Annotated in this window: 15 protein-coding genes; 4 read left to right on the forward strand and 11 right to left on the reverse strand. The window is 65.5% G+C overall.

All coding sequences use genetic code 11. The features are described from left to right. Positions 1 to 109: 109 nt before the first annotated feature. The 9 genes from NMB41_RS14230 to NMB41_RS14270 all read right to left on the reverse strand — a co-directional run bounded on the left by NMB41_RS14230 (position 110) and on the right by NMB41_RS14270 (position 8,978). Complete coding sequence (locus NMB41_RS14230) at positions 110 to 2,329, reverse strand: DUF6701 domain-containing protein (RefSeq protein WP_494378470.1); 2,220 nt, start codon at positions 2,327 to 2,329, stop codon at positions 110 to 112. Further along, positions 2,326 to 2,817 carry an agglutinin biogenesis protein MshP gene (locus NMB41_RS14235; protein ID WP_494378471.1) on the reverse strand — a complete coding sequence of 164 codons (492 nt, stop codon included), beginning with the start codon at positions 2,815 to 2,817 and terminating at the stop codon, positions 2,326 to 2,328. The genes NMB41_RS14230 and NMB41_RS14235 overlap by 4 nt, the downstream gene beginning before the upstream one ends. Further along, complete coding sequence (locus NMB41_RS14240) at positions 2,814 to 3,716, reverse strand: prepilin-type N-terminal cleavage/methylation domain-containing protein (protein ID WP_494378472.1); 903 nt, start codon at positions 3,714 to 3,716, stop codon at positions 2,814 to 2,816. Before NMB41_RS14240 ends, NMB41_RS14235 begins: the two co-directional genes overlap by 4 nt. Beyond that, positions 3,713 to 4,312 (reverse strand): prepilin-type N-terminal cleavage/methylation domain-containing protein, encoded by a 600-nt coding sequence (locus NMB41_RS14245; RefSeq protein ID WP_494378473.1) that lies wholly within the window; start codon positions 4,310 to 4,312, stop codon positions 3,713 to 3,715. The genes NMB41_RS14240 and NMB41_RS14245 overlap by 4 nt, the downstream gene beginning before the upstream one ends. Before the next feature lie 16 nt (positions 4,313 to 4,328). Further along, positions 4,329 to 4,823, reverse strand: a complete 495-nt coding sequence (locus NMB41_RS14250) for a pilus assembly FimT family protein (RefSeq protein ID WP_494378474.1) — start codon at positions 4,821 to 4,823, stop codon at positions 4,329 to 4,331. 100 nt (positions 4,824 to 4,923) lie between these two features. After that, a complete protein-coding gene (locus NMB41_RS14255) occupies positions 4,924 to 5,460 on the reverse strand; it encodes a type II secretion system protein (protein ID WP_494378475.1) in 537 nt (178 codons plus the stop codon). Continuing rightward, positions 5,460 to 6,029: a hypothetical protein gene (locus tag NMB41_RS14260; RefSeq protein ID WP_494378476.1), complete on the reverse strand. Its 570-nt coding sequence runs from the start codon at positions 6,027 to 6,029 to the stop codon at positions 5,460 to 5,462. Before NMB41_RS14260 ends, NMB41_RS14255 begins: the two co-directional genes overlap by 1 nt. Then, a complete protein-coding gene (locus NMB41_RS14265; protein WP_494378477.1) occupies positions 6,029 to 7,267 on the reverse strand; it encodes a type II secretion system F family protein in 1,239 nt (412 codons plus the stop codon). Before NMB41_RS14265 ends, NMB41_RS14260 begins: the two co-directional genes overlap by 1 nt. Positions 7,268 to 7,274: 7 nt before the next feature. Continuing rightward, entirely contained in the window at positions 7,275 to 8,978 is a 1,704-nt protein-coding gene (locus NMB41_RS14270) for a GspE/PulE family protein (RefSeq protein ID WP_494378478.1), read from the reverse strand. Positions 8,979 to 9,268: 290 nt separating this feature from the next. On the opposite strand from NMB41_RS14270, the gene NMB41_RS14275 reads away from it, so the two are divergent. The 4 genes from NMB41_RS14275 (at position 9,269) to NMB41_RS14290 (ending at position 13,641) form a co-directional block, all read left to right on the forward strand. Beyond that, positions 9,269 to 9,973 (forward strand): histidine phosphatase family protein, encoded by a 705-nt coding sequence (locus NMB41_RS14275; RefSeq protein ID WP_494378479.1) that lies wholly within the window; start codon positions 9,269 to 9,271, stop codon positions 9,971 to 9,973. 105 nt (positions 9,974 to 10,078) lie between these two features. Then, complete coding sequence (locus tag NMB41_RS14280) at positions 10,079 to 11,128, forward strand: phosphotransferase (protein WP_494382843.1); 1,050 nt, start codon at positions 10,079 to 10,081, stop codon at positions 11,126 to 11,128. A 16-nt stretch (positions 11,129 to 11,144) separates the two neighbouring features. After that, the gene (locus NMB41_RS14285; RefSeq protein WP_494378480.1) at positions 11,145 to 12,362 is read left to right on the forward strand and encodes an acyl-CoA dehydrogenase family protein; all 1,218 of its coding nucleotides are present in this window, start codon (positions 11,145 to 11,147) and stop codon (positions 12,360 to 12,362) included. An 88-nt stretch (positions 12,363 to 12,450) separates the two neighbouring features. Continuing rightward, entirely contained in the window at positions 12,451 to 13,641 is a 1,191-nt protein-coding gene (locus tag NMB41_RS14290) for an IS110 family RNA-guided transposase (protein ID WP_494378481.1), read from the forward strand. Positions 13,642 to 14,127: 486 nt separating this feature from the next. On the opposite strand, the gene NMB41_RS14295 is transcribed toward NMB41_RS14290, so the two are convergent. Then, a complete protein-coding gene (locus NMB41_RS14295; protein WP_494378482.1) occupies positions 14,128 to 14,595 on the reverse strand; it encodes a MaoC family dehydratase in 468 nt (155 codons plus the stop codon). After that, entirely contained in the window at positions 14,592 to 15,737 is a 1,146-nt protein-coding gene (locus NMB41_RS14300) for an acyl-CoA dehydrogenase family protein (protein ID WP_494378483.1), read from the reverse strand. The genes NMB41_RS14295 and NMB41_RS14300 overlap by 4 nt, the downstream gene beginning before the upstream one ends. Positions 15,738 to 15,741 lie beyond the last annotated feature (4 nt).

Below are 15,741 nucleotides of genomic sequence, written 5' to 3' on the forward strand. Positions count from 1 at the left end.
ATGTGGAGCGTTCGCTGGGGGTAAACCCATAAAGGCTTGATTATATTCAAGAACGCGCGAAAAACCGACTAATAAATCCACAACGAAACAATTTGTGGCGCCCGGAACATCAGTACACTTCGCGCACGTAAACCAGCGGGCTGCGGCGGCTGCCGAACTCGACCCTTCCGACCGTGCTGGGCAGCCAGGTCCAGCCGTCGAAGCGCAGGCTGACGGAGCCGTTATGGTGCCTGCCATTGACGGCCGCGCTGCCGCTTTGCTTGCCCGGGGCGCGCAGCCACAGCAGGCCGGCCCCATTGTCCAGGGCCACGCTCGCCGGCGTCGGGGACACCTCGACCGCCGCATTGCACGGGGTAGCGGCCCCGGCGAGCGTGCCCGTGCAGGCCGTGAAGAAGCGCAGCGCAGAGGCGGCCGCGACGGCCTCGGTATAGCCGCGATGCCACAGCCAGGCATTGCCGTTCCAGTATTCCGCATGAAGCGCCAGCGGCGTGCGCAGCAGGTCGGTGCCGAGCGCGTTGGGCACGCGCAGGCGGCCGCTGACGACGACGAGGCCGTCTTCGTCCGATGCGCTCCGGGAACGGTCGCTGGTGATGCCTTTCGCAGCGAGGCCGTCCTGCGCCTGTGCGTGCAGGTAGATGGTGGCCGGCGCGCTCCAGTTGTTCGCGCGGGGAGCGGTGGAGACATAGGCGTTCGGCAGCGTATGGGTCAACTTCGGAGCGTCGACAGCGTCGACAGCGTTGAACTGGGCGGACGAGAGCGTGGCCGGCGCGAGCGTGCCCGGCGCGGCCGCCCCGCCAGCAGTGACGGCGCTCAGGTTGACAGTGCGGAACCAGGCGCCCCTGAAGTTTTCCAGCTTCTCGTTCTGCACGTTGCGCGCCACCACGCGCGCGCTGAAGGGCTGGCCGGAGAACGCGACGCCGATCGGATCGGGCGAGCGCGCCGGGCAGGTGATGCCCGCGCCGCAGGCGACCGGCGCGGTGATCTCGGTCGTGAAGTAAGCAGGATAGAAGCGTCCGACCTTCTTGCTGGCTTCCGTCACGCCCTCTGCCCCGAGGTAGTTGGCCAGGCCGAGCGTGAAGGTCGTGGCGCCGGCCTCGCCCCAGGAGGCGTTCACCGACCAGGTCTTGGCGGCCCGCTTCCAGGTGGCGTCGTCGGCCACCGGCGCCGGCGTCGCCGGCAGATCGGCGGCGAGGACGGCATCGGTGTAGAACGGCTTGGCGCCGAACACGAACGCGGGCCGGGTCGTCTCCTTGCCGAAATTCGGCGCATCCGTGACATTGCCCCCATCGTAGGCCAGCGCTCCGATCTCGACCAGCAGGTCCTCGCCGGCCATGGCGAAGGCCTGGCCGTCGGGCTCGATGGCCGACGGCACCTGGTTGCCGCCGCGGCTGATGCCCCTGAACGTCAGCGTCCACGGTTTCGAGACGAAGACCGCGGCAGTGCCAGGCGTGCCGCCCTGGCGCAGGTGCAGCTCGACCTGGCCGACGTCGGCATACTGGAAGCTCAGTGCCGCCGATGCCTCGCCAGCGGTAAAACTGACGTTCGTGTCGCCCGACCAGCCGCCATTGCCCGGGGCGCTGTCGCTTTGCGGCGTGCAGTCCTTCAGCGCGGTGGCGCCGATGCGCGCCTTGACCCCTGCGGACGTTGCCGGATTCAGGCAGCGCAACGCGAACTGCATGGCCACTGTCGCGGCCGGCGGCGCCTTGGCCTTGTCGTCCGCGCCTTTGGCGGTGAGATAGATCGTCGCGGCTTGGCCGGCAACGGTCGCCGCGGTGTACAAGGGACAGGTGCCGGCGTCGCCGACCGTCGCCCCGATCGCGCACGCCTTTTCCGTCAGCGCATACGCCGTCGTGCTCGCGGGCGGGGTGACATTGGCGGCGTAGGCGGTATCGGTACGGGTGGCCGTGTTGTTGTTGAGCTTGTCGTCGTTGCTGCCGGTGACGGTTGCCGTGACGGTCTTTTCGCCCGAGTTCTGGACGTACGCCGAGACGCTCAAGGAGGGCGCCGATGCCTTCGCGGCCAGCCCGGGCAGCGGAGCCGTATAGGAGCAGGTACCGAGCGTGGCGTCGGCCCTGCAGGTCCATCCGGCGCCGCTGATGCCAGTCAGGACCAGGCCCGACGCCACGCTGCCGCCAACCGTGATCGTGCCGGTTTCGACGGCCTGACCGTTGTTCGTCACCGTGACCGTATACGTCACGTATTTTCCGACCTGGTAGGTCCCGCTCAGCGCGATGGCGATTTCCAGGTCGGCCGATTGCGCGGCGTAGGCGGACGCGCTAACCGAGGTCGCGGCCAGGAACCCGGCGGCGAGCATGCGCAGGCCCCTCACGGCGCAACCTCGACCGGTGCATCGACCTGCGCCTCGACCACGCGCTGCACGAAGTCGGCACCGCGCAGCGCGCTGGCGCATGTCGTGGGCCAGGCCGCGCTGCAGGCTTCGGCGCGGATATGCACGATGCCAAGCGTAACCGGATCGCCGCCCGCCGGATCGATAGCGGCCGGGCCGTCGACGCGGGTGCAGGTCACGGTCACCACGAAGCCTTGCAATACGCTGGTGGCGGGCAAGGCGAAACTGGTGGTGCCGTTGCAGCCGCCGCCGCGGCGCTGCCGAAACAGCCCCCATTCGAGCCCGCTGCGCGCGGCCTGGTAGGCGCGCACGCCCCGCTCGTCGAGCGCGGCGCCCTGGTGCTGCGTGCCCGAGAGCGCCACCAGGGCGGCCCCGAGGCCGGACAGCACGACCAGCAGGAAGATGGCCGTCACGATGCCGATTCCGGCACTGCGGCGGCGCATGGCGGCAAAGGACAAACGGTGCGTCATGGCGTGTTATCGGTGTGGACCTGGTAGACGAGGCGCACGCCGGCGCCGTCGTCGGTCAGGTCGGCCGTGCCGCGCACGTGCAGCGGCAGGGTCAGAAGGACAAGGCCGCTCTGGCGCAGGTCTGCGGCATCGGGCGGATCGTAGCGGAAGATGCCATTGCAGTCGGACAGGCGCGCCGCCAGCAGCGCCGAACTGCCGCCCTGGGGCGTGGCCGGCTGGTCCGCCTCGATGGTGTAGCCGGCGTAGCGGCGCAGCACGCGCCGTCCGCCTTCGAACTGGCAGCGGTAGCTGACCGCGCCGCTGACGACATGGAAGCGGTGGCCCGGCGACGGCATCGGCTCGAGCTGGCGCGCGAACGGATTCTCGGCCAGGCGCAGCTGGGGCGCGCCGCGCGCGGCCGCCACCCTCACGCGCGCGATGTTGCGGTTGTTCGCCGGGTCGTTGTTCAGGTTATAGGCGTCGGCCGGCGCCATGCCGGGGCCGAGGTTGTAGACCACCACGAAGTCGCCCGCCGCGACCGGCGCGGCGAGGCCGCCGACGACGGTGAAGATGGTGTTGGCAGCCTGGTCGAAATCGAGCGGGTTGCCCGTCGTGGCATTGTCCTCCACCGACAGGTATCGCCCGCCGGTCCTGGTCAGCAGCAGTTCGAGGGCGCTGCCGTCGGCGCTCACGCGCACGCTGTTGGGGAGCGCTGCGCGGATGTCGCGCGCCATGCGGCGCAGCGCCAGGTCGGCCTCGTCGACCGCTTCGCCGCGCGCGACGCTGTCGGCATAGCCGACGATCGGCGCGCGGATGAAAACGGCGACGATGGTGCCGACGATGCCGATGAGGACGATCACAATGATCGCTTCGACCAGGGTAAAGCCGCGCTGGGCGGCGCGCAGGCGCGATGCCGTCATCGCGCCTCCGGCGCATAGCGCGTGCGGTAGGTCTCGAGCACGACCGGGTCCTCGCCCCCATATTCCACTTCGACCCGGATGCGCAGCACGTCGACGTCGGCCGGGCCGGTCGAGGTGGGCCCCTGGGCGACGATACCGTTCAGGTTTTCCGGCACCAGCGTCAGGCGCGCGCTGTAGCCGTTCGCCGCGATCGGCTGGCGCGCGGCGTCCGACAGCACGCCGCCGATGTCGAAGGCGGCCTGCGCGGATCCGGGCGCGTTCACGTAATCGTTGATGTTGTCGAAGGGACGCAGGAAGACGGTGCCGGCTGGTCCCTCGTTGCCGAAGGCTTCGGGGCGCGCACAGTCGGCCGCGCCGGTGATTTCCGCTTCCCCGTCGTCGGTGCTCGAACTCGGGTCGCACCAGCTGAACCCGGCCAGGCGCACTTCCTCGAGCAGGCCTTCGGCGATCATCAGCGCCTGCTTGTGGCGCAGCGGATCGGCGCTGCGGGACGTGGTGAGGTTCATGACGCCGATGATCCCGGCCAGCGCGACCGAGATAATCACGATGAACATGACCAGTTCGACCAGGGTGACGCCGCGCTGGCGACGCTTCATGGTTCCGCCCGGCGCGCTAGTCGACATAGCCGGTCTCGGTGGCGACGGTGATCGTGCCCGCGGGAGTCGCTTGGGCCTCGGCCTTCGCCTTGACCGTCAGGCGCAGCGCAGCGCCCTTCGGCGCGCTGGCGCGGCCGAGCGCATCGAAGGCGATGCGGGGCGCGGGAACGGTCATGCTGAGGCCGGCAGGCACGGCTTCGCACATCCATCCGCTGCCGCCGCACAGGCCGACGGTGGCCTTCGTGCCGCTGTTGGCGCCGCCGGGCGCGGGAACCTGGTCGGCGGCCGGACAGGCGGCCTTGGCGGTGAAGCACAAGGCGATGCGGTTGTTTTGCAGGAGGACGAAGACGGGACGGTTCTGGGCAATGGCCAGCTTCTGGCCGTAACGCAGCATGCTACGGACCTGGTCGGCCCAGGCGGTGCTGGAGATGGAAGTGCTGTCCATGAAGCGGCTGACGGCGAAGGTGCCGAGGATGCCGATGAGGACGATGACGACGATCAGTTCGACCATGGTGAAGCCACCATGGCGATGGGGGGAAGCGCGCGAACCGCGGCTGGATGCAGGACGCAAGGGTCGGGGATGCAAGCCAGCCACGGGTACGAGACGACGATTACTGGCAGTTGTTGGCCATGGTCGCGGCGTTGGCGCTGGCCAGGGTGATGACTGGTGCGGTGTTGGCGGCAGTGGCAGGAATGTACCGCACGAAGCAGTTGTTGGCCTTGGTAGTAGTGCTCAGGCTGGCTGGAACGATCGCCATTTGGCCGGCGCCCAGGGTAGGGCAGATAACCCCTGCAATGGCACTCGGGCAGGACACGTAGTCGGTAGCGTTCAGGCCGGCGGCGAGCGCCAGGTTGGCCGCTTCAAGCGCGGTAGTGGTCGCAGGGTAACCCGAGGTGGCGTTCATGGTGACTGGGGTGCCTTCGACGGTGATCGACGTAGCCGCGGTGACCAGGAACTTACCGTGCGTCATTGCCGAGGTTGCACCCAGTGCGCCCTTGGCTGCATTCAGGCTGGCCGAACGTGCTTCGCCGCTCAGGCTGGCGAACTTCGGCAGCGCCGTCGCGGCCAGGATGCCCAGGATAACGATCACGACGATCAGTTCGATCAGGGTAAAACCGCCTTGCGCTGCTTTGATGCTCTTGTTCATTACTTTTTCTCCGAGAATGTAGGAAGCGGAACAGACCCCGCAATAGTATGGTTGACGACCGATTGATCGTTTACTTGATCAAGTACCAGGCCTGCTGTGCCCTCTTCCCGTCCATCAGCTTCGGCCGGACCGGACACGCGAGCCAATTTTACCTTGAAGAATAGAATTTTTTGTATCCCAGAAGAAAAAGATTTCTCTGCAGAAGGTAGATAAACCAGCATGCCGACGGCACGGTCGAAGTACCAGTTTCCAGCCGGGAGATCGGCTTTGTTAGGAGAATAGTATTCACCGAGGTAGTTTTTGGGCTGGTCTTGCAACCATGTCATCGGATTTTGATGTGCAAGTGTCAATAAAGCGGGTTCGCCGCTGCCGGCAAGGGCCCGCGCGGAGTGGATGGCGAGCGCCGTGCGCAGCGATCCGACCAGTTGTTTTGCCGCCACTTGCTCGGTCTCGCCCTGGTAGCCGGTGACGCTGTTTAACAACGCCGCGGCAAGCAGCGCGGCCAGGCCGGTGCTCACGGCCAGTTCCAGCCGCGTCGCTCCGCCCTGCCGTGCAAGCAATGCCTTCATCAGCGGCCCATGGCCGCTTTGCCCAGGTCCCAGATCGGCATGAAGATACCGAGCGCCATCACCAGCACCATCACGCCGAGGAAGACGATCAGGATCGGCTCGATCTGGCTCGACAAGGTCTTGAGTTCATAGTCCACCTCGCGCTCGTACATCAGCGCGATCTCGTCCATCAGGTCGTCGAGCGAGCCGGTTTCTTCGCCCACGGCGATCATCTGCAGCACGATCGGGGTAAACACGTTCGCTGCCGTCGAGGTGCGCAGGATGCTTTCGCCGCGCTCGACGCCGTCGCGCATCTGCTCGATGCGCGCCGCCAGGTAGGCGTTGTCGGCGGTCTGGGACACCACGGTGAGCACCTGCACCACCGGCACGCCGCTGCGCATCGAGAGCGCGAAGCTGCGCGCAAAACGCGCCATCGTTGCCTTGAGCATGATCTTGCCGGCGATCGGGAAGCCCAGCTTGCGCTTGTCCCAGCTGTAGCGCCCGGCCTGGGTGCCGACCCAGGAGCGGAAGGCGATGTAGCCGCCGATCGCCACCGCGGCCAGCAGCGGCCAGTAATTCACGGTGAAATTCGAGGTCGCCATCAGGATGCGCGTCATCAGGGGCAGCGTCGCGTTGAAACTGGCGAAGACCTTGGCGAACTGGGGGATCACGAACAGGTTCACGATCAGCATGGCCAGCGCCATGGCGATCATCACGAAGCTCGGGTAGCGCAGCGCCGCCTTCACGCGGTCGCGCATGTCGCGGTCGAATTCGAGGTGGTCGAACAGGCGCAGGAAGACTTCTTCCAGGCGGCCGGTCATCTCGCCCACGCGGATCATCGACAGGTAAAAGTTCGAGAAGCATGCCGGATGGCGGCGCATCGCCGCCGACAGTTCGCGGCCCGAGTCGAGCGACTCGCGCAAGTCCTTGATCACGCGCCCGAAGGCCGGGCTGGTGCTCGATTCCTGCAGGCCCGCCAGGCCGCGCATGATCGGCACGCCCGACTTGAGCAGGGTGTGCATCTGGCGCGAGAACAGCTGCACGTCCATCGAGGTGATTTTCTTTTCGCGCAGGCGGCGCCAGACTTCCTGCAGGCTGCCGCTGCCGCCCGCCGCCGAGCGCCGCGTCACGACGATCTCGACCGGCGTGACACCGGTGCCGAACAGCTGGTCGGCGACCGCCCCGGCGTCAGGCCCTTCCAGCACGCCCTGCATCAGTTCGCCGCGTGCGTTGCGGCCCTTATAGGCAAAGAAGGGCATCAGTGGCTCACTCGTCGATCTGGTTACTGATGCGCATGGCTTCGCCGATGGTCGTGCGGCCCTGCACGGCCAGCGCCACGCCGTGGCGTCGCAGGGTCTCGCCGCCCATCTCTGCATGCGCGACCTTCAGGAAGTGGGCCGGATCCGGGTGGTTCGCCGCATCAGTCACGGCGCGCGTCATTTCCAGCAGCTCGTAGACGCCGGTGCGGCCGCGGTAGCCGGTGCCGTTGCAGTGCGAGCAGCCTTTACCATGGAAGAACTGGGCCTGCTCGACGAAATCACCCAACTCGGCGCGCAGCCAGGTTTGTTCCGGCGGGGTCGGCGTGTAGCTGGTCGAGCAGCTTTCGCAGATCACGCGCACCAGGCGCTGGGCCAGCACGGCCTGCAGCGAGCCGCCCACCATGTAGCGCGGCACGCCCATGTCCATCAGGCGCAAGGGCGTGCTGGCCGCATCGTTGGTATGCAGGGTGGAGAGGACTAGGTGACCCGTCATCGCGGCGCGCAGGCCGATCTGCGCCGTCTCCTGGTCGCGCATCTCGCCCACCAGCACGATGTCCGGATCCTGGCGCAGGGCCGAACGCAGCACGCGCGCGAACGACAGCTCGATCTTGTCGTTCACCTGCACCTGGTTGATGCCCTGCAGGCGGTACTCGACCGGGTCTTCGACCGTGATCAGCTTCTTTTCCACCGAGTTCAGTTCGGCGAGCGCGCTATACAAGGTAGTGGTCTTGCCGCTACCCGTCGGCCCGGTCACCAGCACCAGGCCGTTCGGACGCTGGACGATGGCGCGGAAGCGATCCAGCATTTTCCTCGGCATGCCGATCGATTCCAGGCGCAGCGTGTTGCCGGCCTGGTTCAGGAGTCGCATGACGACCGATTCGCCGAACTGGGTCGGCATGGTCGAAATACGCACGTCGATGCGCTGGTTCTTTACCTTCATCGCGAAGCGGCCATCCTGCGGCAAACGCTTTTCCGAGATATCCAGGTCGGCCATCAGTTTCAGGCGCAGCGCCAGGGGCGTCGCGATCTTGATGTCGGCTTCGGTCTGCAGGTGCAGCACGCCGTCGATGCGGAAGCGGATTTGCAGGCGCCCTTCCTGCGGCTCGATGTGGATGTCCGAGGCCCGCACCTGGGTCGCGTCGTCGAACACCGACTGCAGCAGTTTCACGACCGGCGCTTCTTCCAGGCCCGGATTCGCGGTCATGGCGCCGAAGTCGACAAAAGCGTCGCCGATGTCGGCCTCGACTTCGCGTGCGAAATCGGTGATCTCGCCGGTACGGCGGTAGATGCGGTCGATCGTCTGCAGGACCTCGGTCTCGTTGACCACGGCCAGCTCGACGTTCTTCTTCAGGAGGCGCGCGATCTCGTCGTAGGCGAACAGGTCGGTCGGATCGGACACGCCGACCAGCAGCGAGTCTGCCCGTTGTTCCAGCACCACCGCGCGAAAGCGGCGCGCGGCCGTTTCCGGCAACAGGCGCACCAGGGCGTCGCTAATGTTGTAGAACTTCAGGTTGATATAGGGGATGTTCAGCTGGCGTGCCAGCGCGCCCGAGATCTGCTCTTCGGTCACGAAACCGTTTTCGACGAACACACGCCCGAGCTTGCGCCCCGTGCGCTTCTGGTCGCTCAATGCCTGGTTCAGCTGCTCCTCGGACAGCAGCTTTTGCTGCACCAGGATTTCACCGAGCCGGACTTTTTCTGGCCTTGCCATACCGCCCCTTGTAATGCCTTCAAAATGGGAAATCATTTTAAGGCAGAACGGGGCAATATTTACCGTTGGAATTTGTTTTGTGGTCGAAAGACCGCGCCGGGCAGTTTGTTGCGTGTAATATAAATAAGATTGTTACCTCACGCAACGATACCGTAGGGTGGGCGGGTTTCCCGCCCACGCGTTCAAATCACGTCTGAAATGCCTGCTCGGCTGCTCTTGCGCTGGTCGAACGCGTGGGCGGGGGACCCGCCCACCCTACCTCCCTGCGATTTAGTCAAGTGGAGAAATACATGCACGACCAACCCTCGGCCCGCCGCCGCATCTTCCTGATGCGCCACGGCAGCGTCACCTACTTCGACGCCGCCGGCCGCCCTGTCCTGCCAGAACAAGTCCCCCTCAACGACAAGGGCCGCGCCCAGGCCGATGCCGCCGGCGCCACCTTCGCCGCCGCCGGCATCGTGTTCGACCGCGTGATCGTCTCCGGCCTGCCGCGCACGGTCGAAACCGCCGCCCGCGTGCTGGCCGTGACCGGCCAGGACATCGTGCCCGACACCTGGCCCGAACTCCACGAAATCCGCGGCGGGCGCCTCTCGACCATTCCCGGGGCGGATTTGAAACGCGCCTTCACCGGCGTCTTCGAAGGCCTGGTCAGTCCGGACCAGCGCTTCCTGGGCGGCGAGTCGGTGGGCGAGATGATGGACCGCGTCCATCCCGCGCTCGAACGCCTGCGCGCCGACCCGGACTGGGACACCATCCTGCTGGTCCTGCACGGCGGCGTGAACTGCGCGATCCTGTCGCTTGCCCTCACCGGCCAGCGCCTGTTCCTGGGCGGCCTGGCGCAGGAAGCCGGCTGCATCAACGCGCTTGACGTAGGCCGCGATCCGCTCGACTGGGTGGTGCGTTTCGTGAACCACGTACCGCCCGCGCCGCTCCAACCGGAGGCGCGCAGCACGACCATGGAACAGCTGTATTCGCAGTACCGCCGGAGCGAATAAAGTTGGCAAAATAAATAGTACGGTCGTTCACTTCATCAGCTACAATCGATTGAAAATGAGTTTCGACAACAACACGCGGAGGAGACGCCAGTGTATGAAGAAATGATGGGGACCAAGCCGGTGTCCGAGCGCCAGAAGTTCGATGTCGAGGGGCTTTCCGGCTGGCTGCGGGCGAATGTGCCGGATTTCCCGGCCGGCCCTTTGGAAGTGGAACAATTCAAGGGCGGGCAATCGAACCCGACCTTCAAGCTGCGTGCTGGCGACAAGCAATACGTCCTGCGCACCAAACCCGGACCGGCCGCGAAACTGCTGCCCTCGGCCCACGCCATCGATAGAGAATTCCGCGTTATGAACGCCCTTCATAACGCAGGTTTCCCGGTGCCGCGCCAGATTGCCCTGTGCACCGACGAATCGGTGATCGGCCGCGCCTTCTTCCTGATGGACTTCGTCGAAGGCCGCGTGCTCTGGGAGCAATCCCTGCCCGGCATGACGCCGGACGAACGCGGCGCCATCTACGACGAACTGAACCGCGTCATTTCCCAGCTCCATACGGTCGACTACGCCGCCATCGGCCTGGCTGATTACGGCAAGCCCGGCAATTACTTCGCGCGCCAGATCGAACGCTGGACCAGGCAGTACCAGGCTTCGGTAACGGAACCGATCGAAGCGATGGACCGCCTCATCGAATGGCTGCCGAAAAACATCCCGCCCGGCGAAGACACGTCCATCGTGCACGGCGATTTCCGGCTGGATAACATCATCTTCCACCCGACCGAAGCGCGGATTCTCGCCGTGCTCGACTGGGAGCTGTCGACCCTGGGCCATCCGCTGGCCGATTTTTCCTACCACTGCATGAGCTGGTATATCGAGCCGGGCAAGTTCCGCGGCATCGGCGGACTCGACTTGGCGGCGCTCGGCATTCCCGATCTCGATACCTATATCGCCCGCTATTGCGAGCGCACCGGCAAGACGATCAGGAAGGAAGATTTCAACTTTTATCTTGCCTACAACATGTTCCGGCTGGCCGGCATCATGCAAGGCATCATGAAACGCTATGTCGACGGCACCGCTTCGAGCGCCCAGGCGCTGGAAAACGGCAAGGCCGCCCGCCCGATGGCCGAGATGGCCTGGCAATTCGCGAACCGTCCACTATAAATATCAGGAGACATGCATGGATTTCGACTATTCCGACCGCTGCAAGGACCTGCGCAGCCGCTTGCTCGCCTTCATGGACGAGCATATCTACCCGAACGAAAAAGCCTATAAGCAGGAAATCGACCGCAACGGCGTGGCCGGCAACCGCTGGGTGCCGACCGAGCTGATCGAACGCCTGAAGCCGCTGGCGCGCGAACAGGGCCTGTGGAACCTGTTCCTGCCGAAGTCGAACCGCGCGCCGGAAGGCCTGTCGAACCTCGACTACGCCCCGCTGTGCGAAATCATGGGCCGGGTCGGCTGGGCGCCGGAAGTGTTCAACAGCTCGGCGCCGGACACCGGCAACATGGAAACGCTGGAGCGCTACGCTTCCGAAGAGCACAAGCAGCGCTGGCTCGAACCCCTGCTGCGCGGAGAAATCCGCTCGGCCTTCGCCATGACCGAGCCGGACGTCGCCTCCTCGGACGCGACCAATATCGCCACCCGCATCGAGCGCGACGGCGACGAATACGTGATCAACGGCCACAAGTGGTGGATTTCCGGCGCCGGCGACCCGCGCTGCCAGATCTACATCGTCATGGGCAAGACCGATCCCGAGGCCGCGCGCCACCAGCAGCAGTCGATGATCCTGGTCCCGGCCGACACCCCGGGCATCACGGTGAAACGTCCGCTGCCGGTCTTCGGCTACGACGACGCCCCGCACGGCCACTGCGAAATCCTGTTCGAGAACGTCCGGGTCCCAAGCGCCAACCTGCTCCTCGGCGAAGGCCGCGGCTTCGAGATCGCCCAGGGCCGCCTCGGGCCTGGCCGCATCCACCACTGCATGCGCGCCATCGGCGTGGCCGAGCGCGCACTCGAACTGATGTGCAAGCGGCTCGATTCGCGCGTGGCCTTCGGCAAGAAGATTTCCGAACAGGGCGTCTGGCGCGAGCGCATCGCCGAGTCGCGCATCCGCATCGACACCGCGCGCCTGCTCACCTTGAAGGCGGCCTGGATGATGGACACGGTCGGCAACAAGGTGGCGGCGGCCGAGATCGCGATGATCAAGGTGCTGGCCCCGAACGTGGCCCAGGACGTGCTCGACTGGGCAATCCAGGCCCACGGCGCCGGCGGCGTCTCGGACGACTTCCCGCTGGCCTCGCAATGGGCGGGCAACCGCACCCTGCGCCTGGCTGATGGTCCGGATGAGGTGCACCGGAATGCCATCGCGAAAGTCGAACTCGCGAAATACCTCTAAATGTAGATCCTATGATGAAAAAAAAGTGAGCCGATTTGCAGATCGAGTCCTAACCTGAGAGTTCGAAACGCAGATTTAGGAGAACGACATGCAACCGGCTCACACTCAGGATATTACGCTCACCCACCAGACGCTGACAGCCTCGCTCGAACTTGCGTGCAAGAACTGGAAAGTGGCGTTGCAGGACGATGCGCACGAGCGGCCCTCAGTGCACAACACGAAGCAGGCAAGCGCCTCTAACCGGTTAGCCGAATTGATTGGGCTAATCGAAGCAGAACGAGGGAAATGGGGCTTGCCCCCAGACTGTCGCGTCGTGGTGTTGTATGAGGCAGGCCAGGACGGGTTCTGGATTTGCCGGGCCTTGCAGAAACATGGATACGAAGTCGTGGTCGCCGATCCAGCGAGCATTCCCGTGGAACGCCACGCCCGGCGCGCCAAGACCGACCGACTCGACGCGTTGCGCCTGCTGTCGTGCCTGCGCGGCTGGCTGCGCGGCGAGCGTGACCGGCTGCGGGCAGTATCGGTGCCGGCGGCTGAGGACGAAGCGACGCGTCACCTCGTACGCGACCGCGGCCAGTTGCAAAAGGAAATCACGCAGCACCGGGACCGCATCACGAAGTTGCTGCGTACCGTCGGCTGCTGGATGGAAGTCGGACCGAAGTTTGCCGAACAGCTCGGACGCAACGAAATCATCTGCCATGACGGCGTTGCGCTGCCGCAGTGCCTGCGACAGCGCCTGATGAGGGAATGCGATCGGCTGGCGCTGGTGACCCAGCAATTTCACGAACTGGAAGCCCAGTTGCCCCGGCTGTTACCCCCCGCTGCGGCGTCCTCGGCCGCCACGCTGCAGAAGCTGCGCGGTGTCGGCCCGGTCGGCGCGCAGCGCCTGGTCCTCGAACTGTTCTGGCGCCAGTTCGACAATGCCCGCCAGGTCGGCAGTTGCGTGGGACTGGTACCTCAACCGTACGACAGCGGGCAACGCCGGGTCGACCAGGGCATCAGCAAGCAGGGCAATCGCCGGGTGCGCGCCTTGCTCGTCGAGATGGCCTGGATGTGGCTGCGCCACCAGCCCGACAGTGCGCTGGCCCAGTGGTTCAAGCGACGAACCAACAGCGGCACCGACGCCCCTTCGGCGGGCAAGCGTGGCCGGCGGGTCTGCATCGTGGCTGTGGCCCGACGATTGGCCATTGCCCTCTGGCGTTACCTGAAGGACGGCGTGATGCCCGACGGCGCTGAGCTCAAACCAAGGACTGGCAAGATAATCGAAGCGGCAGTATGACGAGCAGGAAGTTTTGCAGTGTGAAGCTTGCAAGCCCGTGGCCCACCCTGGCTGTCAACCAACAGCCGACGCTAGTAGATGGGGCTTGCCTTAACGAGGTCACCTGAGCGCAACGCGCATGCAGGATTCAGTTGGACAAACAGCCCAACGGATAGAAGGTGGTGAGACGCCAATGTCTCACGGACAGATGACCAAGAGCTTTACGACAGCAGCATCAACCAGATAGCTACCAGGAGAGGCAAGATCGCACACGCTCCTTGACAGTCTTCATAGAAGGGTGGGCCGGGCGGCGATCCGCACTCTGTGCCCACGCGGATGTTTGCGTCATGTTGGCACGTGAACGCGGCGACTGACTCATCGAACCGGACGCGTAATCGCGGATCATTCGCGAGCGTTTCGTTGGTGGCGACGCTGCGTCTTCAATTCCGATAACACGACGCCGGCGTCCGCGTGGGCTCGGAGAGCCCACCCTACGGTGTACCAACGCTACTGGATCCCGTCTTGGGGCCGCTTGCGGAACAACGCCTTCCCATCGATCGTGCACACATCCTCGCCACGCTGGTTGGTCGCCACCCAGGTCGAGAACACGACGCCGCGATCCGGCTTGGAGCTTGAAGGCTTCACTTCCTTCGTCACGTAGCGCACTGACAGCGTGTCCCCGGCCCGCACCGGCTGTAGCCAGCGCACGCCGTCCAGGCCCGGCGAACCCATGCTCGCTTCCTCGCAGCGCATGCCGTCCAGCACGATGCGCATCATCATCGAACAGGTGTGCCAGCCGCTGGCGATGACGCCGCCGTAGATCGATTTCGCCGCCGCTTCACGGTCGACGTGGAAGGGCTGCGGGTCGAATTGCAGGGCAAAAGCGATGATCTCCTCTTCGGTCACCGTGCGCGAGCCCAGTTCGATTTCCTGGCCCGGCACGAAGTCGTCGAAATACCACTGCTTGCCGCTCATGCCGCGGCCCCCTCGGCAAAGCCCGGCTGGGCGATGAAGCGCGCCAGGTGGTGGTCGCAATCGCCCAGGGTCAGCTCGATCGTCGCCAGGCGCTTGAAGTAGTGCGCGGCCGGCAGTTCGTCGGTCACGCCCATGCCGCCATGCAGCTGCACCGCCTGCTGGCCCACGAAGCGCGCCGCCTGGTTGACGCGGTACCTGGCGGCCGACACGCAGCGGCGGCGCTCGGCGACGTCGCCGGAACCCACTTTCACTGCCGCCAGCAGCGCCATCGAGCGCGCCTGCTCGAGGTGGATATACATGTCGGCCATGCGGTGTTGCAGGGCCTGGAACTTGCCGATCGGGGCGCCGAACTGCTGGCGCGTCTTCAGGTATTCCAGCGTGGCCTCGAAGATCGCTTCCATCGCGCCCAGCGCTTCGGCGCACAGCAGGGCCGAACCGTAGTCGAGCGCGGCGTCGAGGATGGCGCCGCCGGCGCCCTCTGCTCCCAGCAGCGCGGCACGCGGCGCCTGGACGTTCTCGAAGCGCACATCGGCGGCGCGCTGGCCGTCGAGGGTGCGGTAATCGGTGACGGTGATGCCCGGCGTATCGCTAGCCAGCACGAACAGCGAAACGCCGTCCTGGCCGCGCTGCTCGCCGCTGCTGCGGCTTGACACCACCAGCATGCCGGCCTGGGCGCCATGGAGGACGACCTTCTTCTCGCCGTTCAATACCCAGCCGTCGGCATTGGCCTCGGCGCGGGTGGCGATGTCGAACATGTCGTGGCGCGACTGGCGCTCGCCCAGGGCGCAAGCCAGTTTCAGCTCGCCCGTGGCGACTTGCTCGAGCAGCGCGCCCTGCCCGCCTGCCAGGCGCAGGAATTCGGCGCCGAGCACCGTGGCGAAATAGGGCTCGACCACCAGGCCGCGGCCCAGTTCCTGCATCACGACGAACATGTCGACCGCATTGCCGTTGAAGCCGCCCGATTCTTCGGACACCGGCAGCGCCGTCATGCCCAGTTCGGCCAGGGTGGCCCAGGCCGCATCGGAAGTACCCGAGTCGGAGTGGATGATCGCGCGGCGCGTGTCGAAGTTATAGTCCTTGCCGATCCAGCGCTTGAGCGCATCCGCGAACTGGAGCTGCTCGGAATTGAAATTGAAGTCCATGCAG

The organism is Massilia sp. FBCC-B171 (genome assembly GCF_059134155.1).